The sequence below is a fragment of the Aminivibrio sp. genome, from assembly GCF_016756745.1.
Classification (GTDB): domain Bacteria; phylum Synergistota; class Synergistia; order Synergistales; family Aminobacteriaceae; genus Aminivibrio.
The window spans coordinates 1-22,297 of record NZ_JAESIH010000012.1; the positions used below are offsets into that span (position 1 = coordinate 1).

The following is a 22,297-nucleotide window of genomic DNA, read 5'->3' on the forward strand; positions in this document are numbered from 1 at the left end:
CTCCTGTGCGCTTCTTTTCTGATCTTCTCTTCTGTGCCAAGTTACGCCGAGTGGCCGGCGGATCAGCATATAACAATGATCGTTGCCTATTCGCCGGGCGGCTCAACGGATATCATGGCCAGGCTTGTCGCTAATTATATTGAGCCCTATATAGGCCAGAAGGTCGTCGTCCTGAACAAGCCTGGGGCAGGGGCGGAAATAGGCTATACCCTCGTCAGCGAAGCGAAGCCCGACGGGTACACGGTGGGTTTCCTGAACACGCCGAGCATTGTCGCTCTTCCCATACGGAAGAAGACAAAATTTACCCTTGATTCATTTGTTCCGGTGGCCTGCCTGATGGACGACCCGGGAACGGTGCTCGTCCGGCCCGACAGTCCTTTCAAGACCATGGCCGACGTCATCCAGTATGCGAAGGACAACCCGGAGAAGCTGACCTACGGCGTGAGCGGCATCGGCTCGGACGACCACATGGCCATGCTGTTCCTCGAGAGGGCCGCGGGCTTCAAGGCGAAGGTCGTTCCCTTCACCGGCGCCGGCCCGAACAGAACGGCTCTTCTGGGCGGGCATATCGACATCGCCCTTTTCAATGTGAGCGAGGCGAAGGAATACACCGAAACCGGCCAGATCAGGGTGCTGGCCCAGATGGGCGAGGAAAGGGATCCCCTGTTCCCCGAGGTTGAGACGCTGAGGGAAATGGGATACGACGTGGTTATGGGAAGCTCGAGGGGAATTGCCATGCCTGCGGGAGTGCCGTCTGAAATCGTCGAAAAGTTTGCGGAGGGCATGAGGAAGGTCGTCGAGAATCCCGAATTCCGGAAGAAGTGCGAAGATGCCTATCTTCCCCTGGTGTACATGAATCCCGCTGAATATAAGAAGCATCTCCAGGACCTGAGCGACAGGCTGGCAAAACTGTGGGCGGAAGATCCCTGGATTAAAGACTGATTATTTCTGCTCCTTAGCCGAATATGGGGAGAGCCTTGAGGGCATCTCCCCATTTCCTTTTCCGGGAGGGACTGTGAATGACACAAAGAAAGCAGGACATTATTTTCGGGGCGACCGGAACGGCAATCTCTCTGGTAGTCCTGTGGCTGTCGGTACAATATCCGTCGGATTCAGCCCTTTTCCCTCTTCTTTCCGCATCGGGAATTTTCGTCTGCAGCCTGGCTGTCCTGATAATGGCCATAAAAAGCAAAGAGGGGAGCGAAAAGGTCGAAGGCATCAATCTGCGTTCAGCCGCATTGTTCGGAGCGGTGCTTCTTCTGTACGTTCTTTCCATCGAAAAAGCGGGGTTCTTTTCATCGTCCTTCTTTTTCGTGATGGCGGTTTCCATGCTGTGGGGCGGATTCGGAAAAGGGGTTTCCCTTCGTTTTTCCCTGCTCTTTGCCGCTCTGTTTACCGTTTTTCTTTATATTACCTTCGTCAAAATTTTCACGGTTCCTCTCCCGAAAGGTTTTTTACTTTGAGCTAGGAGGGTAATGATGTTCGAACAGTTGGTGTCCTCTCTTTCTGGAACCCTGGTTTTTGCAAATCTGGTGGCCATGGTTGTCAGCACCGCGGCCGGAATCATGGTTGGGGCTCTACCCGGTCTCTCGGCTTCCATGGGCGTCGCCCTCCTCATCCCCTTCACGTTCACCATGGATCCGCTCACGGGGCTTCTGTGCATGGCAGGCATGTACAACGGGGCCATTTACGGCGGCTCGATCGCTGCGATTCTCATCAACATTCCGGGAACTCCCGGCGCCGTGGTCACGACCTTCGACGGAAACGCCATGGCAAAGAAGGGAGAAGGGCGGTACGCCCTTGAAACGGCGGTTATCTGTTCCACCGTCGGAGGAGTCGCGAGTGCCCTTGCCCTCATGTTTATCGCCCCCTACCTGGCTGCGCTGGCTCTGAAGTTCGGACCGGCGGAGTATTTCTGGATCTCGGTCCTCGGGCTGTCGACCATAGCGAGCTTTCTCTCCGGTTCGACGGTCAAGGGGCTTTTCTGCGCCTTTGCGGGGCTGTTTATAAGCACCGTGGGCATCGACCAGATCAGCGGCGTTTTCCGCTTTACCTTCGACAACATGTACCTTATGGAAGGGTTTCCCGAAATAGTGGTCCTCATTGGCCTGTATTCCATCCCTGAAGTGTTTACCATGCTTGAGGAGGTTGCTGCGGGGAAAACAGCTGCGGCGAACAATTTTCTCCTTGAGCAGGCAACGAATAAAGAGGAAAAACGATGGACTTTCCGTCAGGATTTCAAGGCTTCAATCCCCACGTGGACCCGTTCTTCCATAATAGGAATCGTTATAGGAATGATTCCCGGCGCGGGATCGAGCATTGCCGCTTTTATCAGCTATAAGGAAGCGAAACGGAAATCGAAGAATCCCGATAACTTCGGCAAAGGCGAGGTCGAAGGCATCCGGGCGTCGGAAACTGCAAACAATGCAGTCACTGCGAGCGCTATGATCCCCATGCTGACCTTTGGAATTCCCGGAAACGTGGTTACGGCCATCATGGTCGGAGGCCTTCTCATCCACGGGCTTCACCCGGGCCCCAATCTTTTCATCAAGGAACCGAGGATCGTGTACGGGCTCATGTGGGGAATGCTTCTCACGAATTTCATCATGCTCACCCTGGGATATTTCGGTGCCCGATTTTTTGCAAAATGCCTGAAGATGCCCACGGTGATTCTTGCCGCCGCCATAGCCGTTTTGAGTACCGTTGGAACCTACAGCCTGAATAACTCCATGTTTGATGTGTATTCAATGCTGTGTTTCGGAGTTGTCGGGCTTGTCATGCGGAAAATGAAGCTGCCCATCGCTCCGGCGGTTCTTGGAATAATTCTTGGGCCCCTTGCGGAGACAGAATTGAGGAGAGCGCTGATGATTGCTGACTCTCCCATTGAAATCTTCACCCGCCCTCTTTCGTTTTTCCTGTTCCTTCTGACGCTGCTCAGCCTGTTCTACCCTGTATTCAAAGCACGTTTTGCAGCCCGCGGAACGAAGGCGTGAGTGATGGATTCCGACATAGTTCAGCTGGGAGGGAAAGCCAATGGAGCTGTTCAAAAAGGAGAAACTGGAGTCGTTTTGTTCTTCCGTATATCAGGCAGCCGGTGTTCTGAGGGAGAGAGGGGATATCTTGGCCGCCTCCATGGTCCATGCGAGCCTCAGGGGTGTTGAATCCCACGGGGTCAGCAGAACGGGGATTTACCTGAAAAGAATAACGTCAGGCATGGTCCGGCCGAATGCGGCTCTGAAAATTGAACGGGGCGGACGGTCAGGGGCCATGATGGACGCAGGGAATACCATAGGACAGTTTGCGGCTTCCGAAGCGTCGAAGCTGGCGGCTGAACTGGCGGAAGAAAACGGAATCGGCTGTGTGGGCGTCCGGGGATCCAACCATTTCGGCGCGGCCAGTTTTTATACCCTTCCGCTGGCACAGAAAGGCTACATTGCTCTCGCCATGTCCAACGCCCCTACCACCATGGCCCTCTGGGGCGCCGGGAAGCCCTACACAGGAACAAACCCCCTTTCCTATGCCCTTCCTGCCGGAAAATACGAACCGCTGGTGCTGGATATGGCCACGAGCATCGTAGCCAGGGGAAAAATCCGCAGGGCGTGGAAAAAAGGGGAAAAGATTCCGTCGGACTGGGCAATAGACAAAGACGGCAATCCGACGGAGGATCCGGAAAAAGCGCTCGAGGGATATGTCCTTCCCTTCGGCGGCCCGAAGGGTTCCGCCATTGCCCTTTTCATAGAAGTCATGGCGGGGGTTTTGACTGGAGCGGCCTTCGGTCCTTCCCTCGGGAGTATGTACAACGACTTCGACAGGGAACAGAAGCTGGGACATTTTTTCATTGCCGCTGCTCCCGGTGTTCTTGCTCCGGGGCTCGATTTCGGGAAGAGAATGGAGACCATGATTGAGGAGATTAAAGCCCTGCCGCCATCCGGAGGCAATGAGAAGGTTTTTCTCCCGGGGGAAATCGAGGCGATGACGGAAAAAGACCGGACGGAAAACGGCATACCCCTCGAAGAGGACGTGGTGAAGGAACTGCAGGAACTTGGAGCAGCGTATGGCCTGAGTTTTCCGGGGTAACCGGGGCAGTATTCTTTCAAAACGCTGTATTAAACGAAATGACATTGAATAGGGAGTGAAATTTCGTGAAGCTTTTCGACTGTACACTGCGTGATGGTGCAAATGTTCTGGGGAAAGGTTTCCCTGCGGATCTGACAGAGATGATGCTGCAGGGCCTGATCGAAAACGGGATCACAGCCATTGAATACGGAAATGCCGGCGGAATCGGGGCCTATGAAGTGTCTAACTCCATTGCCCCTCTCACAGACCTGGAGTATCTGGATCTGGTACAGCCCTATCTCGGCAAGGCTGAAATAGGAATGTTCCTCAACGCGAAGCGCTACAGGGAGCAGAATGTGGTGCTCGCTGCCGAAAAGGGGCTGGCCTTCCTCCGAGTGGGGGCGGATGCGGGAGACTCGGCCATTGCCATGGATGCGGTCAGGATTGTCGCACACCACGGCATGAAGGTGTGCTACTCACTCATGAAGGCCTACATCGTCTCCCCTGCCGCTCTTGCCGAGGAATCCAAAAAACTCGAAGAAGCGGGAGTTAATGAAATAACCATAATGGACTCGGCCGGTTTCATGACTCCTGACCAGGCGTCCCGCTATACCGAAGCTCTCGTCAATGCGGTAGGGATTCCGGTAGGTTTTCACGGCCACAACAACCTGGGGCTCTCTGTGGCAAATGTGCTGGCCGCCATTGGGAGCGGAGCGGAGTTAATAGATTGCGGCCTGCTGGGAATGGCCCGCAGTGCCGGAAACACCCCCACCGAGGTTATTGCGGCGGTGCTGCAGCGGAATGGCAAACTGCCCGAAGTGAACCTTTTCGGCCTTCTCCGTTTCCTAGACGAACGGCTGATCCCCGCCATGGAGCAGTACGGGTATCACACGGCGATACCCCCCCTCGACCTCATCCTGGGGTATTCGGGCTGTCATTCGGGGTTCCTGAAAATTTTCCGCGATATTGCCCGGGAGAAAAAAGTTGACTTGCACCGCCTGATAGTTGAAGTAACCCGCAAGAACCAGAAATCACCGTCGGAAGAACAGATCCGGGCCGTGGCAGATGCCCTGTAGATGGGGCATCCGAAAGGAGACGGACAAGACGTGAAAATCGTGTTTGCAGGAGGGCAGGGGAGTACCCCTCGGGAATCCAGGAAAAGTTTCGGGAAATACTGCCGAAGAAGGTGTTTGAACTGGTCCCGGTCAACAGCGGGAAGGACTACGAAGAACTCTCCAATACTGATGTCATCGTACTGCGCATCTTCAAGGCCACAGAGGAACATAATCGAAAGCAACGGGAAGCTCAGGTTGATTCACAAGTAAGTGGAGGGAAGGCGTCGATTCAGTCGACGTGGAGGCCGCTACGGAACACGGCGTGCTCGTGGCCAATACTCCGGGAGCAAACGCCTACGCCGTCTCCGAACTTGCACTGCTTCTCATGCTTGCCCTGGGCAGGAACCTGCAGGCCCACACAAGGAGCATAGCTTCGGGCGTCTGGAGCAGGACCATGTTTCTGGACCAGACCTTCACCCTCAACAAAAAAATCGTCGGCTTGATCGGCGGAGGCAATATCGGGCGGCAGGTTGCGGCGAAAGTGCAGGCATTCGGAGCCTCGGTGCAGTATTACGACACGTTCCGCCTTCCGGAGCAGCTCGAAAGGGAGTGCGGTATGAAGTACGTCCCCTTTGAAGAACTTCTGAGGACGAGCGACATCGTGAGCCTCCACGTTCCCCTGACGGAAGAGACGCGCCATCTGCTTGACGGGGAGAAACTGGCCATGCTCAAGCCCGGAGCCTTCGTCATCAACACGGCCCGGGGCGGGCTGATCGACGACGATGCCCTTCTTGCGGCAGTACTGGAGAAACGGATTGCGGGCGCCGGCCTGGACTGCCCGGAGCGGGAACCCCTGGGGCCCGACCATCCCATGCTCCGGCAGCCCAATATTGTCATCACCCCCCACATCGGGGGAGCGACCTCCGACCTGGCGGACGCCATGATTCCCATGATCGCGGACAATATTCTCCGTCTCGCCCGGGGGAAAGAAGTGCGGTACGTGGTGAACCCCGGGGCAAACAGGGTACATCCGGCTTCATGACGGGATGAGGTGAGGGGATTTTCGGCCGGACTGTCTCCAGCCGCGCTCTCGCCAGATTCTCCCCGCGGGGGACAAAGGCGCCCCGGATGCCGTTCCACGGCTTCCGGGGCGCTGTTTCATCTGCGAAAGCCCCTCTCTCAGACTTCCGCCTTTTTGGCCCTGGCGTTCCGGATGCTTTCGGTGAGCTGGGGGACAATCTTCAGCGCGTCGCCCACCACGCCGTAGTCGGCGGCCTCGAAGATGGGGGCGGATGGGTCGGTGTTGATGGCCACGATGATCTCCGATTCCTCCATTCCGGCGAGGTGCTGGATGGCGCCGGAAATGCCGCAGGCGATGTAGAGGTCCGGGCGGACGGTTTTTCCGGTCTGGCCGACCTGGCGGTCTTTGCCGATCCAGCCTGCGTCCACGCCGGCCCGGGAGGAGGCCACGGTGCCTCCGAGGACGTCCGCCAGCTCCTCGAGGACGGCGAAGTTTTCCGGGCCGCCCATGCCCCGGCCTCCGGCGACGAGGACCCTGGCGTCCTGGATGTCCTTTTTGGAACTTATGGTCTTCACTATTTCAAGGATGTCCACGTTCCGGCTTTCCGCGAGGCCCTCCACCCTGACGATCTCCACCGGGGGACGGGCCCCTTCCGCTGGATCGGCCCGCCGCATCACGCCGGGGCGCACGGTGGCCATCTGGGGCCGGTGGTCCGGGCAGGCGATGGTGGCCATGATGTTGCCTCCGAAGGCCGGGCGGGTCATCATGAGGTTCCGGGTTTCCGGGTCGATTTCGAGCCCTGTGCAGTCGGCGGTGAGGCCGGTGTGGAGCCTGGCGGAGAGCCGGGGGGCGAGGTCCCTTCCCAGGGCGGTGGCTCCACAGAGGAGGATGTCCGGCGTGTACCGCCTGACTACTTCCGCCATGGCCCGGGTGTAGGGTTCGGTCATGTAGGTTTCGAGGGCGGGGTCGTCCACCACGACGATCCTGTCGGCCCCGTACCGTGCAAGTGTTCCGCAGAGGGGCTGTATGCAAGAGCCGAGGAGTGCCGCGGTGACTTCCGTGCCCAGGGCTTCGGCCAGTTCCCGCCCCTTGCCGAGAAGCTCCAGGGAGACGGGAGCGATCTCCCCGTCGGTCTGCTGGACGAAGATCATGACGCCGTTGCAGTTGTGCTTTTCCATTCCGTACACCTCCGTCACAGGACGAACTTTTCCTGGAGCCGCTCGGTGATCCAGCCCGCCGCGTCCCTGGCGTCCAGCTCGACCACGGTTCCTTTTCCCCTGACCGCTTTGGTGAAGGACTTCATGACCCGGGTGGGGGAGCCCTTGAGCCCGATGTTGCCGTCGTCTATGGCCAGGTCGGCCCGGGTGAGTATTTTCACCGTCCTGTCCCGGAAGGCTTCGAAGATCCCCCGGGGGGTCATGTAGCGGGGTTCGTTCAGCTCCGAGAGGGCGGTGACAAGGCAGGGCATCTCCGCCCTGAGGATGTGGCTGCGGTCTTCGTACTGGCGCTTTACCACCACGGTATTTCCTTCGATCCGCAGTTCTTCCGCATAACTGATGTTGGGTATGCCGAGGTGCTCCGCGATCTGGGGGCCCACCTGGGCGGTGTCGCCGTCGATGGCCTGCCGCCCGGTGATGATGAGATCGTACTCCAGGGCGGAGAGGGCGGAGGCGAGGGTGGAGGATGTGGCCCAGGTGTCGGCGCCTCCGAAGGCCCTGTCGGTGAGGAGGATGGCTGCGTCGGCCCCCATGGCCAGGGCTTCCCGCAGGGCGAGGTCCGCCTGGGGCGGTCCCATGGTGAGGACGGTGACATGGGCTTCGTACCGGTCTTTCAGGCGGAGAGCGGCTTCGAGTCCGGCCTTGTCGTCGGGGTTGATGATGCTGGGGATGCCCTCCCGGAGAAGGGTGCCGGTAACCGGGTCGAGGCGCACCTCGGTGGTGTCGGGCACCTGCTTGACGCATACGATGATCTTCATGGCCCTTCCTCCCTACTTCAGCAGCGCGCCGGCGATGACCATGCGCTGCACTTCGCTGGTGCCTTCGTAGATTTCGGTGATCTTGGCGTCCCGCATCATGCGCTCCACGGGGTAGTCCCGCATGTAGCCGTAGCCGCCGAAAAGCTGGACGCACTCCGTGGTGACCTCCATGGCGGTTTCGGAGGCGAAGAGCTTGGCCATGGCGGCCTCAACGGAGAATCTGCCCCCGGAATCCTTTGCCAGGGCGGCGTTATAGACCAGCATCCTGGCGGCTTCCACCCGGGTTTTGAGGTCGGCCATCCTGAACTGGGTGTTCTGGAAGGCCCCGAGAGGTTTTCCGAACTGCTTGCGCTCCTTGACGTAGGTGACGGTTTCGTCGAGGGCTCCCCGGGCGATGCCGAGGGCCTGGGCGGCGATGCCGATGCGGCCGCCGTCGAGGGTTCCCATGGCGATGGAGAATCCCTTGCCTTCTTTGCCCAGCAGGTTCTCCTTCGGTACGATGCAGTCTTCGAAGATGAGTTCGCAGGTGGAGGATCCGCGGATTCCCATCTTGAGCTCCTTTTTTCCCACGGAGAAGCCGGGGAAGTCCTTCTCCACGATGAAGGCGGAGATGCCCCTGGTGCCCTGGCTTTTGTCGGTCATGGCGAAGACGATATAGATGTCAGCCTGCCCGGCGTTGGTGATGAAGATCTTGCTGCCGTTGAGGCGGTAATTGTCTCCTTCCGGGACGGCCCGGGTCTGCTGCCCCGAGGCGTCGGTGCCGGCACCCGGTTCGGTGAGGGCGAAGGCCCCAAGCTTTCTGCCTGACAGGAGGTCCGGCAGGTATTTCCGTTTCTGTTCGGCGGTGCCGTACTTTTCGATGGGGTCGCAGGCCAGGGAGGTGTGGGCGGAGACGATGACCCCCGTGGTGGCACATGCCCGGCTCAGTTCCTCCACGCAGAGGACGTAGGTCAGGGTGTCGCACCCCTGGCCGCCCCATTCCCTGCTGCAGGGTATCCCCAGGAAGCCGTACCGGGCCATCTTTTCCACGGTTTCCGACGGGAACCGTTCGTTTTCGTCCACTTCCTGGGCGAGGGGGCGGACTTCCTTTTCGGCGAAGGAGCGAAAGAGCTGCTGCGCCATCCGGTGTTCCTTGCTCAGTTCAAAGTTCATCTGGTATTCCTCCGGTGTCGCCGCACTCCTCGCCCGGCCTCGGGGAGGCCGGGCGAGGGAGGCGGTTCTATTGGGTTGTGTTTTACAGCCGCATGCCGCCGTTGACGCTGAGCACGTGGCCCGTGACGTAGGATGCGTCGTCGCTTGCCAGGAAGAGGGCCGCCTTCGCGATCTCCTCCGGCTTTCCGAGCCGCCCGAGCATGGTCATGGCGGCGAACTTGTCCAGCAGGTCCTGGGGGACGGTACTGAGGATGTCGGTCATGGTGTATCCTGGGGCGATGACGTTCACCCGGACGTTGCCGCCCTTCATGGCGAATTCCTTGGCCCATGTCTTGGCGAGGCCAATCATGCCGGCCTTGGCGGCGGCGTAGTTTGCCTGGCCGATGTTGCCGTACTCGCCCACCACGGAAGAGATGCAGATGATGGATCCGCCCCTGTTCTCCTGCATGTGAGGGCCGATGAGGCGGGTGAGGTTGAAGATTCCGCCGAGGTTGACGTCGATGACCTTCTGCCACATGTCGTCGGTCATCTTCCGGGTGAGAGCGTCGCGGGTGATTCCCGCGTTGTTCACGAGGATGTCGATTTTCCCGAGCCGTTCGACCGCATAGTCGAAACATGCCCTGCAGGATTCCGGGTCGGAGACGTCGAGAGTGTATCCTTCCACGGACGGGTTTTCATAGGTGAGGGCCGACATGTCTCCCGCGATGACGCGGGCCCCCTCGGAGGCGAAGAGTTCCGCCATGGCCCTGCCGATGCCCCTCGCTCCGCCGGTGACTATGGCGGTTTTTCCCTGGAGTCTCATGGTGCGTTCCTCCTTCCGGTGCTATCCGTCCCAGCGCTCGAAAGCCGCCGAGACGCCCATGCCGCCGCCCACGCAGAGGGTGGCGAGACCCTTGTGTACGCCGCGCCGTTTCATTTCATGGAGCAGGGTGACGAGAATGCGGCAGCCGGAGGCACCCACGGGGTGGCCGAGGGCGATGGCGCCGCCGTTGACGTTGACCCGCTCCCAGTCCCATCCGAGCAGCTTGCCCACGGCGAGGGCCTGGGCGGCGAAGGCTTCGTTGGCTTCTATGAGGTCGAAGTCATCTATCTTCATGCCGGTCAGGCCGAGAAGTTTTCTGGTGCTGAAGGCGGGGCCGATGCCCATGACGGCGGGGTCCACCCCGGCCGAGGCGCCGCCGGTGAAAACCGCCATGGGAATGACGCCGAGTTCTTTGGCCTTCCGCTCGCTCATCACGACCACGGTGGCGGCCCCGTCGTTGATGCCCGAAGCGTTGCCCGCCGTCACCGTTCCGCCTTCTTTTTTGAAGGCGGGCTTCAGGGCGGCCAGGTCCTGTACCGTGACGCCGGGGCGGAAGTGTTCGTCCCGGCCGAAGGGCACCGTCTCCTTTTTGACCTTTACCGGCACGGGAACGATCTCACCATCGAACCGGCCTTCCTTCCATGCCGCCTCGCATTTCCGCTGGCTGGCGGCGGCGAATTCGTCCTGCATCTCCCGGGTGATTCCGTACTGTTCGGCCACGTTTTCGGCCGTTATTCCCATGTGATAGTTGTGAAAAACGTCGGTGAGGGCGTCGTAGACCATGGTGTCCACACAGGGGCTGTCGCCCATGCGGAAGCCGGTGCGGGCTTTTTCCAGGGCGTAGGGGGCGGCGGACATGTTTTCCATGCCCCCGGCCACCACGACCTCGGCGCTTCCGGAGCGGATCATGTCGGCGGCCAGGTTCACCGCCTTCAGACCGGAGCCGCAGACGTTGTTCAGCGTCAGGGCGGGAACCTCAACGGGGATCCCTGCGCCTACTGAGGCCTGGCGGGCCACGTTCTGGCCCCGGCACGCCTGGAGTATGCAGCCCATGAGGACTTCGTCCACCCGGGCTCCTTCCACGCCCGCTCTCTTGAGGGCTTCCCGGATTACAAGCGCCCCGAGCTGTTCCACGGGGGTGTCCGCCAGGCTGCCGCAGAATTTGCCTATGGGGGTGCGCACTGCGCCCGCCAGCACTATCCGTTCACTCATAGCGGAACTCTCCCTCCTTTTCACTTCGGGGGCATCACGGTGGCGGTGCCTTCGAGAAGCACCTTGCCGTCCTGGTTGGTGCAGACGGTTTCCAGGGTGACGATGTTTTTCCGGGGGTCCAGGGCGGTGACGGTGACCTTCGCTTCCACGGTGTCGCCGATGTGGGCGGGGGCAGTGAACTTCAGTGTTTGCCCGAGATAGATGGTGCCCGGACCCGGAAGCTGGGTGCCCAGGGCGGCGGAGATAAGCGAGGCGACGAGCATGCCGTGGGCGATACGGGTCTTGAAGCGGGTGCCCGAGGCGTAGACTTCATTGATGTGGGCCGGGTTCTGGTCTCCGCTCACCCCTGCGAAAAGGTACACGTCCGATTCGCTGAGGGTCTTCTGGAATACGGCCGAATCGCCAGGGGCGATCTCCGCTATGGTTTTTCCCTTCATTTCGTCCTCCTTCCGCACCCCGTCCGGGGCGGCTTTTTCACTGGATTCGCAGTGTGCGGTCAGGCGCTCCACGCACCCCACCGGACGGCGGTGGCTGCCCATGTGTAGCCGGTGCCCGCCGCCACGAGGACGGCGATGTCGCCATCCTTCAGCCTGCCGAGGGCTTCTCCGTTCCTGAGGGCGATGAAGGCGTCGGCGGACTGGCAGTGGCCGTAATCTTCAAGGACGAAGGAGTTCTCTTCCTTCAGGCCGAAGCTGGCGAGCATGGTCTCCAGGATGGAGCGTTTCATGAAGATGGGCGCGATGAAATCGACGGAGTCTTTGCCGTAGCCGCTCTTTTCGGCGGCCATTTCGATGACCCGGACGAAGTTGGCAAGGGTTACCGGGTCGAGCCGTTCCTTCATTTTCGCGATGTCCGCCACCCGCAGGAAGCGGTCGCCGTAGGGCATATTGCTGAAGTTCGCGAAGTTTTTGCATCCCACGCCCATGACGCCGATGTCGTCGGCGAAGCTGCCGTCGGTGATCATGGCGGTTTCCAGGATGACGTTCCGTTCCAGGCCCCTTTCCAGCAGCACGGCCGCAGCGCCGTCGCCGAAGTTGAACATGAACCGGGAATCGCCGTCGGCGTAGTTGATGAGGTCCCCCTCCTTGGAGGAGGAGACCAGCAGGACGTGCTTCAGCCCGTCGTCGGCGAGCATCATGCTCTTCAGCACCTTGAGGGAGTAGACTCCCGCCGAGCAGAGGCTGTGGATTTCAAAGGCGTTGGCGTTGACCGCCCCGATATCGTGCTGGATCTTTGCGGCGCAGTTGTAGAGGTAGTAGTCCTTGTACTCGCTGCCGCAGTACACCACCAGGTCGAGCCGGGCGGGGTCGAAACCGTTCAGCGCGTCGTGCGCGGCCTTCACGCCCATCTCCGACACGGATTCCTCCGGCGGAGCCTTGTGGACCAGGTTGATGCCGAATTTCTCCCGGATAACCTTCTCGGGAATTCCGGACGCCTGCGCGATGTAGGCGCTGTCCCGAATTCCCTCCGGGGTGTAGTATCCGATGCTGCGAATGCCCACGACGTCCCTGGTCAAATGCCTCACTCCCATCTAGTCCGTGGCCTTGCCGTAGAGTTCCACCACCTTCGAGACGACTATTTTTCCCACGTTGTTCTTGGGAACCTCGTCCACGAAGGTGATGTATTTGGGGATTTTGTACCGGGCCAGCTTCGAGCCGAGCGCGGTGATGATCTGTTCTTTTGTGACGGTCTTTCCGGGCTTCACCGAGACGACGGCCTTGCCCACCTCGCCCCACTTCTCGTCAGGAACGCCGAAAACGCAGACTTCGTGGACCTCTTCGATGTCGTACATGGCCCGCTCGATCTCCGGCGGGAAGACGTTCTCGCCGCCGCTGATGAACATGTTTTTCTTCCGGCCGACGATGTAGTAGTAGCCGTCCTCGTCCCGGACCGCCATGTCGCCGGAATGGACCCAGCCGTCCACCAGCGTCTTCGCCGTCTCTTCCGGGTTGTTCCAGTATCCGGAGAAAGTCTGGGGACCACCCCAGAGAAGCTCGCCGGGGGTGTTCGGCTCCGTGATTTCGCTGCCGTCGTCGGCGGCGAGCTTTACCATGGAAAGGTACATGGGCCTGCCCACGGAGGCGTACTTGGCCCTCATGACCTCGTCGGACATGAGGTGAGCGCAGGAGGAAAGGTTGTTCGGCCCGGCTTCGGTCATGCCGTAGCCCAGGACGAACTTCACGCCCTTGTCCCAGAACTTTTCCATGATGTTGATGGGGGTCGGGGCGGCCCCGGCCATGACCCACTTCACGCTGGAGAAATCAGTGGAGGCGAATGCGGGCAGTTCCACCATCATGCGGAAGATGGTGGCCGCGCCGAAGAGGGTGGTGATTTTCTCCTTCACGATGATTTCGAGGGTCTTCTTCGGGTCGAACTGCCTGTTGATGATGAGCCGTCCGCCCACGTGGAGCAGGGGCAGGGTCAGCAGGTTCCAGCCGCCGGTGTGGAAGAGGGGAAGCAGCAGCAGGGTGCTGTCCTCGTGGTTCAGGTTCCACGTGCAGATCTCGTTGAGGCAGTTGAACAGCTCGCACCGGTGGGAGATCAGGCCGCCCTTGGGAAGGCCCGTGGTTCCCCCCGTGTGGATGATCATGTGGGTGTCTTCCATATCCAGGTCGGTGCAGCAGACAAAGGCATCGTTGCCGTGGTCCAGGGCGGCGGCGTAGGGAAGGTCGTTCTCCGGGTTTTTGTCCGGCGAGAGGACGATGTACTTTTCCACGGAACAGCCGGACTTGAGAGGGGGTATCTTGTCGGCGAAGGCCTCCTCGTAGAAAAGGACCTTCGGCGTTTCGTTGTTCATGAGCTGCACAAGCTCGCTGACCGAGAGGCGGGCATTGTAGGGGACGAAGATGGCGCCGAGCTTGCCCGTGGCAAAGTAGGCGTCGATCATCTCGATGCAGTTCCTTGCGAGAAAGGCCACACGGTCGCCCTTGCCCACGCCGGCTTTTTCGCTGAGGAACCGGGCCAGGAGGTTCGCCCTGCGTTCCAGGTCTCCGTAGGTGTAGTGAGTCTCAGTGTCGAGGTCGTAGACGGCTTCCCGGGTGCTGTCGATCCGCGCCCGGAAGAAAGAGTAGTTTCCTATCCAGCCTACAGACATTTACCTGTCCCCCTGAAGCCGCTTCAGCAGGGCCACGACCCTGTCGGCGATATTCGTCATGATGCCGGTGCCTTCTTCGTCTTCTTCGGCGTTCTTCGCGCCGCCCTTCCCGGCGACGCCCACGTTCCAGTAGGTATTGCCCACGATGATGCAGTCGTTCGCGGCGGCCCAGAGCAGCATCTGGGCGAAGGCGAAGTTGTGGCCCGCCCTGCGGGCGGTGCTCACCGGAACGATGACCTTTCCTGAAAGGGCCGTGGTGCCCCAGGTATAGCTCTCGCCGCTCTTTTTCATCTCGTTCTTTGCCCAGCGGCCGGAAAAACCGGCCCTGTCGAGAACGGCCTTCAGTTCGGCGGTAATGGAAGAGTGGTAGACGGGGGAACCGAGCAGTATGGCGTCGGCCTCGGCCATTTTCGGGAAGATGGCCTGGAAGTCGTCGTCCAGAGTGCACCGCTTCGCGGTAACGCACTCGTAGCACCCCCGGCAGCCCCTGAGACTCTTGTCACAGAGCTGGACCAGCTCCGTCTCCGCTCCCTGGGTTTTTGCCCGGTCCAGGATCATGGTCAGGTAGCGGAATGTGTTGCCGTCGGCCCGGGGACTTCCGTTGAGGGCGAGCAGTTTCATTCTGATCTCCTCCTTAGGCGTTTTTAAAAAGTGCCGGTCCGCCCCATTGAGCGGCGGACCGGGAGTATCCTGCCTACAGGTCGATGACGGCCTGCAGTTTTCTGTTGAGTTTCTGTTCCTTCGTCATCAGGGAAACGAAGACGGTGAGGGAAACGGAAATGGCGATGATGTAGAAGTAGCCGGGCATGCCGCCGGGCCATTTGAAGGACGTGAGGGAGAGAAGGTTCAGGACGAGGGAAGCCGCCATTCCCGTCATGACGCCCGCTTCGTTGGCGCGGTCCCAGAGGAGGCCGATGATGAAGACGGGGAAGGTGGCGCTCATGAGGGTGCCCCAGCCGAAGGTCCCGAGGATGGCGACCATGTCGCCCCTGTAGATGGAGAAGAATATGGAGATGACGCCTATGGCGAACATGGTGATCCGTGACGCGGTGATCTGCCTGTTCTCCGGAACTTTCATCCCGAGGGCACTGGGAAGGTCCCTGGAGATGATTCCGGCGCAGATGGAGAGGAAGAGGCTGGCCGATGACATGGCCGCCGCAAGCACCGCCGCGTAGACGAAGAGCTGGGCGACTAAGCCCGCCTCGTCGGCGAAGACGAAGATCGCCCGGTCGGCCACCGCGAGGGGGTTCACCTTGCCGGAGGCGACAAGGTAGAGAACTCCGTAGGCCACCACCACGGCGAAGAAGCCCACCACGGCATGGGAGAGGGCCGCATAGAGGCTGAGCCGGGGCATCTCCTTGGGGTTCTTCAGGGCGTACATCCTGGTGAGAACCTGGGGCTGGCCGATGGTGCCAAGGATGGGGATGAGCATCCAGACCATGCTGATGGTGCCGGGCATCCTGCCCCAGGCGTTGAGGAAGTCCGGACCGAGAGGCTTGGTGACGCCTGCCGCCACGGCTTCCTTCGCGGAGCCCACGGCCTGCATGACGTTTCCGAAGCCGCCGGTCATGGTGTAGAAGGCGACGATCATGATCACGCCCGCCACGACCATGACAAAGCCCTGGAAAGCTTGGGTCAGGAGTCCGCCCACTTCGCCGCTGATGGCGGTGTAGACGGTGAGAATGCCGAAGATGACGAAGGCGGCCGCGATGGGTTCCCAGCCCAGAAGGTGGGCGAAGAGTTCGGATCCGGCCTTGATCTGGGCGGAGAGATAGGCGATGCAGCCGAGGAAGATGACGATGGAGAGCATGGCCTTGATGAGCCGGTTGTTGTTGAAGCGGAGGTCGGAGATGTCGCCGAGGCTGGCCACTTCGCCGATCTCGGCCATGGCGCGGACTTTCTTGCCGAGGATCAGGTAGGCCATGGTGAAGGCGGCGGAGGAGAGCATCCAGAACGTCATGGGGTTGCCGGTGGCGTAGATGATTCCGGGGACGCCCACCAGGGCGAAGGCGCTGGCCACGGCGGCGGTGCTGGAGAGTCCCACTGCGAGGGGACCGAACATGCCGGTGCTGCCGAAGAAGGCTTTATTGGAGGTAACCTTGCGCTTCGCCCACCATCCGATGAGGAAGGAGACGACGATCATTGCCACGGAAAAGCCGATGATAAGCCCTTTTTCCATAATTACGCACCCTTCCCTTCATCAGCGATTTTCGCGAGAAATTCGTCCCAGTCGGCATCGGAAAGCCACTGACTCCTGAAGAACATGAAGCCCAGGGTAAGCGTCAGCATGCCGCCGATCCAGTAGGTCAGCACAGTCCATGCGAAGGAAGGGTGAAGGCCCAGGATGGTGAAGGCAGGCATCTGCCCCGCGAAGGCGTCGGAATAATGCTTGGAGAGGATGAAGCTCGCCCCCCAGAGTACGGCCCACGACAGCAGCGGATAGATGAGAAAGAGTATGGAGACTTTGCCCTTCCGGGCTACGCCGAGGAACATGTGCAGGAACATGAGGACGACGCCGAGGATCATTGCGGGCAAAAACTGCTTCTGCATGCCCAATACGGTGATGCCGAGCCACAGTAAAGCGATGAGGACCATGATTGCGGTTCTTTTCCGTGAAACATCCATTCCGTATCCCCTCCTTCAAGTGTGGAGCGCTGCGGCGGTTCCGGAAGCTGCGGTTCCGGGATCGTCAAATGAAACATGAATCATGTTTCATATTAGCCGGAGAATATCATCATGGTAAAGAGATGTCAAGCAGTGTCCGGCATTCCGCTGGATGAACCGGCGAAGCGGCAGAGGGGGCTGCCGTGGTATGTTATTATGACAGACAATCCGAATGGTTGAATGAGGTGTTACCGTGCATCTGGTCAACAAACCGAAAACGGCCCGGGGCGAGGAGACGCTGCAGCGGATCTGTTCCGCGGCGGAGGAGCTTTTTGCCGACAGGGGCTACTACAATACGCAGATCGGCGACATCGCCCGGAAGGCGGGGGTGGCCACCGGGACGTTCTATATCTACTTCCCCGACAAAATCAGCGTGTTCCGCTATCTTCTGAACGAACTGGGGCACCAGCTCAGAAGGGAGATACGGGCCGCCGCCGCAGGGACCGAAAGCCAGCAGGAAGCCGAGTACGTTGGGCTCAGGACCTTCCTTTCCTTCGCCTCGAAGCACATCGGCCTGTTCAAGATTATCTGGCAGGCCCAGTTCGTCGACATGGACGCCTTCAAGGAGTACTACGAGACCTTCTCGGCACGCTACATCAGCCATATCAGCGACGCCCAGGATCGGGGCGAGTTCGCTGACATCGATCCCGTGTATTTTTCCTATATCCTGATGGGCATCTACAACTTCGTGGCCCTGAAGTGCATCGTCTTCGACGAAAAGGAGCCTTCCGAAGAGCTTGTCCAGGAGGTCTTCAAGTTCATACGGAACGGGGCTTTCGCCCCCCCCGGCGAAAAGAAAAACTCATCCCTCCAGGCCGGGGAAGAGCCTGCGGAGCGTGACCGGAAGTCCAAAGGGAAACGGAAAGAAGGAAATGTGCGGTCAGGAACAAGGCCTGGCCGTTAGAAATCCGTTCCGGCGCTCCCCGGAATACAGGCCGAAAAAAACACGGGCCCCCGGAAACGGGAAGGCCCGTGTTGTCGTTATGCTTTGGCGCTTATTGATTTTCCCCTACTTCACGATCTCTCCCCGGACATAGGCGTTGTACACGTTTTCGAACCAGTCGTCGTAGTTCGAAGGAATGGGCCGGACGGGCTTCCATTCAAAGCTGCACTGCATCGTACCGGCGTCCAGAGCGGTTTCGCAGACCCGGTCGGAGAAGGCGCCTTCGTCCAGTTCGACGGGGACACCTCCGGCGGCGCAGACGCCCGCGTCGGCGGCGAGCCCCTCTTCACCGCAGATGAGGTACGATCCGCGGCTTTTGCCCCCCCGGCGGATGTACTCGTCGATGGCGGAGAGATAGGCGAGCTGGGTCAGCAGGATGTCGCGGTTGATGAAGGCCGCCGCCATCTGGCGGGCGTCGCCTGCCCCGGTCTCGGAAGCCAGGGATTCGAGGTCGCTGCGGCATTCCCCGATTGCCTTCCTTACGGGATCGGCTGGCCGGATCATGGCGCCGCATGCGTCCATCCTCCGCTGGAACCGTTCCCGGAGGGCAAGCGGTTCCGATGCCCCGGCGCGGCCCGCGTTTTCCCGGAAGGTTTTTGCCAGCCCGATGACCTTTTCCATGGCCGGTTCTGTCGCCTTGGCGAGGGAGCCGATATCCAGGGGCTCTTCGCCGTACCTGGCGGCAATGAACTGGGCGGCCCGGGTGCTGCCCGTCTGGGTGGAGTTGAGGGCCGAGCCTCCGGGGCGGTAGACGCCGAAGGTTCCGTTGACTTCCCCCACGGGGAAGAAATGTTTCAGGTTGCTCTCCCACCAGAAGTTTCCTGCGAGGCCGCCGTTGTTGTGCTGGGCGCAGACGTCGATCTCGAGCCGTTCGTTTTTCAGGTCGATGCCGTTGTCGAGGTAGAGCCTGTACGCGAGGGGATTCATCTTCAGCAGCCGGTTCAGCGGCGTGTCGAGCAGGGCGTGGGATTTTTCGAGGTATTCCCGGGTGACGTCGTTCAGCAGACCGATCCTGAGGCCTTTTTCGTCGCCCCCCTCCGCGGGGTTGACCCGGAAGTCGAGGAAGACCCGCCGTCCCTTGACGCGCGTCTCGGTGAAGACGGCCATGTCGACGATGGAGGAGCCTCCCTTGTGGAGTTTTCGGGGGTCGAAGGGCCACTGGTATCCTTTCAGGAACGTGGCGTTCATCATGTCGCCGGGTGTCTCGAAGTAGTCGCCGAGGAATTCCCGGGCGCCGCCGCCGTCCCGGTCGGTGGAGATGTAGGTGGGGATCACCTGCTGGTAGGTGCCGGAGAGGTTCCACCGGAATTTCGTGGAAGCGATGCCGTACTGGGACTCGGTGAGATTGATGCCCCGCGCGCCCGCCTCCAGGGCGATGCCGGTGGCGCAGGTCTGGCTTCCGGGGTAGACGGAGGAGCGGTATATTCCGGAGGGGCCCCCGACGGCGTATACGATGTTGGTGCAGTTGAAGACCGTGAGGCCGAAGGTGGTTTCGTCGAAGGATGATGTGTCCAGGGCGACAAGGCCGACGGCCCGCTTCGGTTCTCCTTCCGTGAGGATGGCGACGACGCGGAAACCGTCGAAGACGGGTATTCCTTTCTGTTCCACGCTCTTCTGGAGATGCTCGGTCATCAGGCGGGAGGTGAGGGGGCCGCAGGAGGTGGCCCGCTGCCGCGGGTCGTGGTCGGTCTTGTAGCCGACGTATTCGCCGAAGCCGTTGTGCGGGAAGGGAACGCCGAGGCTGACGAGCTTGAAGAAGCCCCGGGCGCTCATGGCAGCTTCGACGAGGGCGATGTCCCCGTGCATGGACCCGCCGGAGAAGAGGGTCTCCGCCATGCTGCGGACGGAGTCTGGCTCGCTCCCGGAGAGGGTGAGCTTGTAGTAGGTCTGCTTGTCCGAACCGGTGTTCCGGGATGTTCCCATGTTCACCCCTTCGGTGACTATGGCCACATCCTCCCGGCCCAGCGAAAAGAGGGTGTCCGCGGCGTTGTACCCGGCGCACCCCGTGCCGACGACGACGGTGTTGAAGCTGTATACCGGCAGATCGAGCCCCGCGACGGTGATGAAGTTTCGCCGGGGCTCCCGGCCGCAGGAGCGGGGCATGGCCCTAGAGCCTCCGGATGTGGAAGCCGCCGTCCACGTTAATCACCTGGCCGGTGGAGTAGTCGAACGCGCCGCCCGAGAGGGCTGCCGCCGCTTCACCGATGTCCTCGGGCAGGCCCCAGCGTTTTGTGGGTATGCCGTCGTCCTCGAAGATGAACTTGTTGTACTTGCCTTCCACGGTCCTGGTCATGTCGGTCTTTGTGATGCCGGGCCGTATCTCGAAGACGGGGATGCCGTGCCCCCCGAGTTCGGCGGCGAAGAGGGCCGTCACCATGGCGATGCCGGCCTTGGAGATGCAGTATTCTCCCCTGTTCGTGGAAGCCGTGTAGGCGGAAATGGAGCCGATGTTGATGATCCTGGGGGAGTAGTCCGGAAGCCCCTGCTGCTGGAGGGAGATCATGGCGTTGGCAAAAAGCTGGTTCATGAAGAAGGTTCCCTTCAGGTTGATGTCCATCAGGCGGTCGAAGCTTTCTTCGGTGGTTTCCAGGATATTCATCCGGGCCAGGGGGGCGACGCCCGCGTTGTTCACCAGGACGTCGATCCGCCCGTGCCGGCCGAGGACGAAGTCGAGGGCCGCCTGCCTGTCGGCGCTCTTCGAGATGTCGCACTTCACGTAGGCGGCCGGAACGCCGTACGCCTTGAGCTCTTCCATGGCCTCCGCCGCCTTTTCCCCGCCGGAGGAGCTGCTCATCACCACGGCATATCCCAGGGCCGCGTGCTTTTTCAGCACCCCCAGGCCGATGCCGCGGGAGGAACCCGTCACCAGGATGACTTTCCGGGTCATATGGCCTCGTCTCCTTTCGCTCCATTACGGTTGTCCATGGACAACCGTAATGAGTATAACACTTTTTCAGCGTCGGTCGTACACCTACTCTCCGAGGGGAGGCTGGGGGTGCGGAAAAAATCTTGGATTCATATTTGAGTCAAAAAAATACTATGCGTGTGGAGGATTTCGTTCGATGGAGCAACGCGGCGTAGTCGCAGACTCCAAAACATTGGAACATACGTTCAGTCGATTTGAATCGCAATCCGCATCACAACATCCTCTTCCTTTTCCGTCATGAAATATGTAGACAAATCGATAATATAGGCATTGCCGGTGATTCTGCGTCCGGACTCCTTTATAAATCCGATGAGCCTCTCTCCCGAGCGGGGCAGATCTTCGTACGGTCCTTTGTGGATCATGGTCGCGTAGTGCGAGGGAGGTTTGAGGAACGAATACTTGCTCGCTACGGGCGCCGATAGTTCGCTGTAGCAATAGTTCGCTTCTTCCATTTCTTTCCTCTCAAGGTTTTCTCTTGTGACAATCGCTCCTACGTCGAAAGAAAGCTGCATCGAAGAAAAGGTTTTCAAGTTTTCCATCAACCTTTGGGACGCTTCCGCCCAGGCGATCTCCTCTCCGCCTCGGCTGTAATCCAGCGGAACAGCGAGCAGATACTGTTCTTCGACATACTCTATGGAGGGTTTGTTCGTCTCGAGCGAGGGAGCGCTTTCTACACGTTCGATCATATTCTCGAGCAGTCGTTGCTTTTGCGCAAGGCGCGCCAGCTCTTCCCCGAAGTGTTCTTGTTTCATCTTCAGCGTCGCGACGAACTTTTCTGGATCCATTGAAACAAAGTGCTCTTTGATTTCGGAAAGCGATGATCCGCATTTTTTCAGGGAGACGATGATGTCGTAAACGAACGACTGCGTCGGCGTATAGTATCGGTAGCCGTTCTCCTTTCGTACCTCCGGACGAAGCAAGCCGATCTCGTCGTAGTGGAAGAGCGTCTCTTTCGTTACGCCGCAGAGCTTCGCGAATTCTCCGGTCGAAAGAAGAGGAACTTTCTTCTCCATTTTTATTTTCCTCCTTGACTATGGGGTTACCCCATACCCTATCCTACCCGATGCACATTCATTTGCAAGGGGGAGCTTCATGAGAAATTCCATCGCGCAACGGTTCACTGCCGGCGGTCTGGTCCGCTTCGCACTGCCCACGGTCGTCATGATGGTGGTGTCATCGCTCTACGGTACTGTGGACGGGGTGTTCATCGCTCGCTTCGTGAGTACGGACGCGCTTGCCGCCTCCAACATCGTCTTTCCGGCTCTCGGATTCGTCTTCGGAGCGGGAATAATGTTCGGCGCGGGAGGGAGCGCCGTTGTCGGCAAAGACATGGGAGAGAGGCGAAAGATATCCGCCTGTCGGAATTTTACGCGCACTCTTCTCTTCTCGCTTCTTTC

The 22,297-nt window shown here is 59.9% G+C and carries 21 protein-coding genes and 1 pseudogene; 8 read left to right on the top strand and 14 right to left on the bottom strand.

What is annotated here, in order from left to right; all coding sequences use genetic code 11:
- From JMJ95_RS00625 to JMJ95_RS00650, 6 genes and pseudogenes are all read left to right on the top strand, one after another.
- The coding region (locus JMJ95_RS00625; RefSeq protein WP_290681129.1) for a tripartite tricarboxylate transporter substrate binding protein at positions 1-942 on the top strand (942 nt) is incomplete at its 5' end.
- Between the two features lie 77 nt (positions 943-1,019).
- Positions 1,020-1,463, top strand: a complete 444-nt coding sequence (locus JMJ95_RS00630) for a tripartite tricarboxylate transporter TctB family protein (protein WP_290681131.1) — start codon at positions 1,020-1,022, stop codon at positions 1,461-1,463.
- Between the two features lie 15 nt (positions 1,464-1,478).
- Entirely contained in the window at positions 1,479-2,993 is a 1,515-nt protein-coding gene (locus JMJ95_RS00635; RefSeq protein WP_290681133.1) for a tripartite tricarboxylate transporter permease, read from the top strand.
- 40 nt (positions 2,994-3,033) lie between these two features.
- Entirely contained in the window at positions 3,034-4,077 is a 1,044-nt protein-coding gene (locus tag JMJ95_RS00640) for an Ldh family oxidoreductase (RefSeq protein ID WP_290681135.1), read from the top strand.
- 65 nt (positions 4,078-4,142) lie between these two features.
- Positions 4,143-5,132: a 4-hydroxy-2-oxovalerate aldolase gene (locus JMJ95_RS00645; protein WP_290681138.1), complete on the top strand. Its 990-nt coding sequence runs from the start codon at positions 4,143-4,145 to the stop codon at positions 5,130-5,132.
- Positions 5,133-5,403: 271 nt separating this feature from the next.
- Positions 5,404-6,153: pseudogene (locus JMJ95_RS00650) on the top strand (NAD(P)-dependent oxidoreductase); the annotation flags it as partial.
- 137 nt (positions 6,154-6,290) lie between these two features.
- Here the strand turns inward: JMJ95_RS00650 and JMJ95_RS00655 are convergent.
- From JMJ95_RS00655 to JMJ95_RS00705, 11 genes are all read right to left on the bottom strand, one after another.
- On the bottom strand, positions 6,291-7,310 hold the full coding sequence (locus JMJ95_RS00655; protein ID WP_290681140.1) for an electron transfer flavoprotein subunit alpha/FixB family protein: 1,020 nt from the start codon (positions 7,308-7,310) through the stop codon (positions 6,291-6,293).
- A gap of 14 nt (positions 7,311-7,324) precedes the next feature.
- Entirely contained in the window at positions 7,325-8,107 is a 783-nt protein-coding gene (locus tag JMJ95_RS00660) for an electron transfer flavoprotein subunit beta/FixA family protein (protein WP_290681143.1), read from the bottom strand.
- Positions 8,108-8,119: 12 nt separating this feature from the next.
- Positions 8,120-9,259, bottom strand: coding sequence for an acyl-CoA dehydrogenase (locus JMJ95_RS00665; RefSeq protein ID WP_290681145.1), 1,140 nt, complete (start codon positions 9,257-9,259; stop codon positions 8,120-8,122).
- A gap of 82 nt (positions 9,260-9,341) precedes the next feature.
- A complete protein-coding gene (locus JMJ95_RS00670) occupies positions 9,342-10,061 on the bottom strand; it encodes a beta-ketoacyl-ACP reductase (protein WP_290681148.1) in 720 nt (239 codons plus the stop codon).
- 21 nt (positions 10,062-10,082) lie between these two features.
- Complete coding sequence (locus tag JMJ95_RS00675; RefSeq protein ID WP_290681150.1) at positions 10,083-11,273, bottom strand: acetyl-CoA C-acetyltransferase; 1,191 nt, start codon at positions 11,271-11,273, stop codon at positions 10,083-10,085.
- 20 nt (positions 11,274-11,293) lie between these two features.
- Positions 11,294-11,812, bottom strand: coding sequence for a MaoC family dehydratase (locus JMJ95_RS00680; protein ID WP_290681153.1), 519 nt, complete (start codon positions 11,810-11,812; stop codon positions 11,294-11,296).
- The gene (locus tag JMJ95_RS00685; RefSeq protein WP_290681156.1) at positions 11,770-12,789 is read right to left on the bottom strand and encodes a 3-oxoacyl-ACP synthase; all 1,020 of its coding nucleotides are present in this window, start codon (positions 12,787-12,789) and stop codon (positions 11,770-11,772) included. The genes JMJ95_RS00680 and JMJ95_RS00685 overlap by 43 nt, the downstream gene beginning before the upstream one ends.
- A 15-nt stretch (positions 12,790-12,804) precedes the next feature.
- Positions 12,805-14,367 carry an AMP-binding protein gene (locus JMJ95_RS00690; protein WP_290681159.1) on the bottom strand — a complete coding sequence of 521 codons (1,563 nt, stop codon included), beginning with the start codon at positions 14,365-14,367 and terminating at the stop codon, positions 12,805-12,807.
- The gene (locus tag JMJ95_RS00695; protein ID WP_290681162.1) at positions 14,368-14,988 is read right to left on the bottom strand and encodes a flavodoxin family protein; all 621 of its coding nucleotides are present in this window, start codon (positions 14,986-14,988) and stop codon (positions 14,368-14,370) included.
- 73 nt (positions 14,989-15,061) lie between these two features.
- Entirely contained in the window at positions 15,062-16,546 is a 1,485-nt protein-coding gene (locus tag JMJ95_RS00700) for a hypothetical protein (RefSeq protein WP_290681165.1), read from the bottom strand.
- A gap of 2 nt (positions 16,547-16,548) precedes the next feature.
- A complete protein-coding gene (locus tag JMJ95_RS00705; protein ID WP_290681168.1) occupies positions 16,549-16,992 on the bottom strand; it encodes a hypothetical protein in 444 nt (147 codons plus the stop codon).
- Positions 16,993-17,224: 232 nt separating this feature from the next.
- Here JMJ95_RS00705 and JMJ95_RS00710 point away from each other — a divergent pair, with 232 nt between their 5' ends.
- Positions 17,225-17,935 carry a TetR/AcrR family transcriptional regulator gene (locus JMJ95_RS00710; RefSeq protein ID WP_290681171.1) on the top strand — a complete coding sequence of 237 codons (711 nt, stop codon included), beginning with the start codon at positions 17,225-17,227 and terminating at the stop codon, positions 17,933-17,935.
- Positions 17,936-18,040: 105 nt separating this feature from the next.
- Here JMJ95_RS00710 and JMJ95_RS00715 read toward each other — a convergent pair whose 3' ends face one another.
- The 3 genes from JMJ95_RS00715 to JMJ95_RS00725 form a co-directional block, all read right to left on the bottom strand.
- Complete coding sequence (locus tag JMJ95_RS00715) at positions 18,041-20,077, bottom strand: FAD-binding protein (protein WP_290681174.1); 2,037 nt, start codon at positions 20,075-20,077, stop codon at positions 18,041-18,043.
- A 4-nt stretch (positions 20,078-20,081) separates the two neighbouring features.
- Positions 20,082-20,861: a 3-ketoacyl-ACP reductase gene (locus JMJ95_RS00720; RefSeq protein ID WP_290681178.1), complete on the bottom strand. Its 780-nt coding sequence runs from the start codon at positions 20,859-20,861 to the stop codon at positions 20,082-20,084.
- 224 nt (positions 20,862-21,085) lie between these two features.
- Positions 21,086-21,913 carry a MerR family DNA-binding transcriptional regulator gene (locus JMJ95_RS00725; RefSeq protein ID WP_290681181.1) on the bottom strand — a complete coding sequence of 276 codons (828 nt, stop codon included), beginning with the start codon at positions 21,911-21,913 and terminating at the stop codon, positions 21,086-21,088.
- A 79-nt stretch (positions 21,914-21,992) separates the two neighbouring features.
- Between JMJ95_RS00725 and JMJ95_RS00730 the strand changes: the two genes are divergently transcribed.
- The coding region (locus JMJ95_RS00730; protein ID WP_290681184.1) for an MATE family efflux transporter at positions 21,993-22,297 on the top strand (305 nt) is incomplete at its 3' end.

What these genes read in the sequence shown, in the direction of transcription:
- JMJ95_RS00630 (WP_290681131.1), top strand. Translation starts at nt 1,020, where the DNA reads ATGACACAAAGAAAGCAGGACATTATTTTCGGGGCGACCGGAACGGCA.
- JMJ95_RS00635 (WP_290681133.1), top strand. Translation starts at nt 1,479, where the DNA reads ATGTTCGAACAGTTGGTGTCCTCTCTTTCTGGAACCCTGGTTTTTGCA.
- JMJ95_RS00640 (WP_290681135.1), top strand. Translation starts at nt 3,034, where the DNA reads ATGGAGCTGTTCAAAAAGGAGAAACTGGAGTCGTTTTGTTCTTCCGTA.
- JMJ95_RS00655 (WP_290681140.1), bottom strand. Translation starts at nt 7,310, where the DNA reads ATGGAAAAGCACAACTGCAACGGCGTCATGATCTTCGTCCAGCAGACC.
- JMJ95_RS00660 (WP_290681143.1), bottom strand. Translation starts at nt 8,107, where the DNA reads ATGAAGATCATCGTATGCGTCAAGCAGGTGCCCGACACCACCGAGGTG.
- JMJ95_RS00665 (WP_290681145.1), bottom strand. Translation starts at nt 9,259, where the DNA reads ATGAACTTTGAACTGAGCAAGGAACACCGGATGGCGCAGCAGCTCTTT.
- JMJ95_RS00670 (WP_290681148.1), bottom strand. Translation starts at nt 10,061, where the DNA reads ATGAGACTCCAGGGAAAAACCGCCATAGTCACCGGCGGAGCGAGGGGC.
- JMJ95_RS00675 (WP_290681150.1), bottom strand. Translation starts at nt 11,273, where the DNA reads ATGAGTGAACGGATAGTGCTGGCGGGCGCAGTGCGCACCCCCATAGGC.
- JMJ95_RS00680 (WP_290681153.1), bottom strand. Translation starts at nt 11,812, where the DNA reads ATGGGCAGCCACCGCCGTCCGGTGGGGTGCGTGGAGCGCCTGACCGCA.
- JMJ95_RS00690 (WP_290681159.1), bottom strand. Translation starts at nt 14,367, where the DNA reads ATGTCTGTAGGCTGGATAGGAAACTACTCTTTCTTCCGGGCGCGGATC.
- JMJ95_RS00695 (WP_290681162.1), bottom strand. Translation starts at nt 14,988, where the DNA reads ATGAAACTGCTCGCCCTCAACGGAAGTCCCCGGGCCGACGGCAACACA.
- JMJ95_RS00700 (WP_290681165.1), bottom strand. Translation starts at nt 16,546, where the DNA reads ATGGAAAAAGGGCTTATCATCGGCTTTTCCGTGGCAATGATCGTCGTC.
- JMJ95_RS00705 (WP_290681168.1), bottom strand. Translation starts at nt 16,992, where the DNA reads ATGGATGTTTCACGGAAAAGAACCGCAATCATGGTCCTCATCGCTTTA.
- JMJ95_RS00715 (WP_290681174.1), bottom strand. Translation starts at nt 20,077, where the DNA reads ATGCCCCGCTCCTGCGGCCGGGAGCCCCGGCGAAACTTCATCACCGTC.
- JMJ95_RS00720 (WP_290681178.1), bottom strand. Translation starts at nt 20,861, where the DNA reads ATGACCCGGAAAGTCATCCTGGTGACGGGTTCCTCCCGCGGCATCGGC.
- JMJ95_RS00725 (WP_290681181.1), bottom strand. Translation starts at nt 21,913, where the DNA reads ATGGAGAAGAAAGTTCCTCTTCTTTCGACCGGAGAATTCGCGAAGCTC.